General features: G+C 44.7%; 2 protein-coding genes. Both read right to left on the bottom strand.

Going from position 1 to position 2,301, the window contains the following annotated elements; genetic code table 11:
• Positions 1–338: 338 nt before the first annotated feature.
• The gene (locus tag IQ254_RS30765; protein WP_193969935.1) at positions 339–1,589 is read right to left on the bottom strand and encodes a hypothetical protein; all 1,251 of its coding nucleotides are present in this window, start codon (positions 1,587–1,589) and stop codon (positions 339–341) included.
• A 64-nt stretch (positions 1,590–1,653) separates the two neighbouring features.
• Complete coding sequence (locus tag IQ254_RS30760) at positions 1,654–1,950, bottom strand: hypothetical protein (protein WP_193969934.1); 297 nt, start codon at positions 1,948–1,950, stop codon at positions 1,654–1,656.
• Between the last annotated feature and the right edge of the window lie 351 nt (positions 1,951–2,301).

Raw genomic sequence — 2,301 nt, 5'->3', positions numbered from 1 at the left:
GGGTTTGGCTGGTGGGCCGGGGTTGGGCCCAAAGGGCTGGCTGGCTCAAACCACCCCGCTGCAACCATTGCGGCGCACCCGTCACGACTTGGCTGAGCCCATCAGCCACCTGTTCGGCCTGCGGCAACCTACTCTCAGACTGGATGCGACTACCTGAACCAATCGCCCTACCGCCGCTGCCAAAATCAGAACCCGTTGCCGCAGAAGCACCACCGCTTTAGTGGGATTGCATAGTTTGGCATTATTAGGGTGAAGAATCGAGCTAACCAATTCTCCATCTGCCGGAAGATAGCTACTGTAAGCGAAGCCGTCAACACATGCTCATCAACAGCGATATCTTATCGACTTCCTGCACCAGTGCCTCTTCGCTGCAAAGGTGAAATTGGCTCACCGGGAATAGCATCATCAGTCACAAGTTCATTGTTAGTGTTAATTCCTTCTTGAGCAGGGGGATTATACCTGGCAGCAGCTTCAAAGACAGATTCAATCAGACTGTCCCGAAGATCGATTTCAAGCTTCTCTCCCTGAGAAGATGAAACACTTTCAATCCCTATAATATGTTGAGTTTCATTTACTTCTGAGACAACAGTAACAGTATTGCCAGGTAAGAAAGCAACTGAGTCACTAAACTCAAGCAATGGAACACCAGCTATAGAATACTGAAAAACATTGACACGCGGTGAATTCATCAGCAATTGCTGTTCTGCCAAGCTTTCAAAAGCTTGAAAAACTACTCCGGAAGAATCATCAAAATCAACCCAACCCCCAGCAAGTTCATTTTCAAAGAATTGATAAATATGATCTGTTGGTTCAACAGGTTCATTGAGAAACTGTTGATTCTCTTGGAGAGAGGGAATCCTTGGCCCGATATCTAAATTCTCTTCTACGGTTTGTGATTCAACCACACGATTTGGCAAAGTCTCAGTAGAAGTCTTTGGCTCATCAAGGCTTGGACTTTCCGGAGATGGGCTCACTTTAATGTTTTGTGGCGAAGTCTGGGTGCTTTCAGGCCAATTAAGCAGGTTCTCTTGATATTGAGGAGACTTTTGAAGGGGTGAATTAATCTCTGGTGGGTATTGAGGCTCAGGTTGTATATTTTGCGGCTCTTGCTGAGGCAGAGATAGCTCCTCCAACCAATTGTCAACACTCCGTTCCAAGAGATCCTCAATATCCCCTGTCATAATACTTTTATGTTGATTGCCTGAGAAGATAAGATTCCTCGGAGAGGTTGCTAAATGTAAACTAAAACCTGAAGCAATAACAATCAGTAGATACAGAATATTTCGATTATTCTTATTGGTTTTCTTGTGGAGCCTTAACGACGTCGCCTTATCCCGAGGCAACAAACCTTTCTTAGAAGAACTGAGATTTTCTTGGTTGCCCTTGTGTGAATTACTTTTTCTTCGATTCTGAAGCCTCTTCCTGCCTTCAGGCAATGATTGGCCAACTAGTTCGTATGTAAATGCACTACTGAAACCAGCCAAAAAAAGGAAAAAACGAGCTTCTTTCGCTTTTAAAATATTTCTATCTCTACCAAGCCCGCCCAGAAATAGCAGGCACAAGGCTAAGACAGTGGCCGATACAGCCAATGCGCTATGCTTTACCCTCTTGTTCCTGAACAAATTCCGCATCTATAGTAAAAAAGTACTACTACTAGTCGTCATCATTCTTTGAGCCCAAGCTCGTTCCAGTAGCCATGGTAACCCCAAAACCTCCCAATCCTGATCCTATTAGGAAAGCACCTAAATTGTCTTCATTCGTGTGTAATTCGAGACCTATGATTAAAGCACTCAGGCTGACGAGTGTCTTGGCGCATAATTTAAACCTCTCCATGCCAAGTTGATGTCTTAGCTTCAAGAGTTCCATGTCATGGCTATTTAACGCATCTTCTCTCTTCTTTATTTTCAACTCACGTTCCTCTATTTCCTGACGTCGTTGCTGAATTTGCAACAATTCCTCTTCATGAGAGGCTCCAGGATTCAGAGGAGGGGGGGTGAGAGAGATGGGTTGTTCTGATGTGGCGAATTTTCTCTATTTTCCATTGCCACGTCGGAAAGGTAGACCACAAAGCTAATCTACTCGATTTCTCTATACAATGCACCCCAAAGCCTAGTTTCTGAATCATTTTCGAGGGTATTCAACTTGCACGTTGATTTCAGGGTAAACAAGATTAGCTTAACGGGTGACAACGTACCTAAAGAGCTTGCTGCATCAGGGATAGAGCATAGAGACCACGCTGAAAATAGCGATGTTTATGGGGTTTGAGCGCTATCAGTTGGAGTGCCCAGTCGGTCCATAACT

It is taken from the genome of Nodosilinea sp. LEGE 07088 (assembly GCF_015207395.1).
Classification (GTDB): Bacteria; Cyanobacteriota; Cyanobacteriia; order Phormidesmidales; family Phormidesmidaceae; genus Nodosilinea.
Note: the sequence above shows the minus strand (reverse complement) of the source record. Positions and strands in the feature narration are given on the sequence as shown.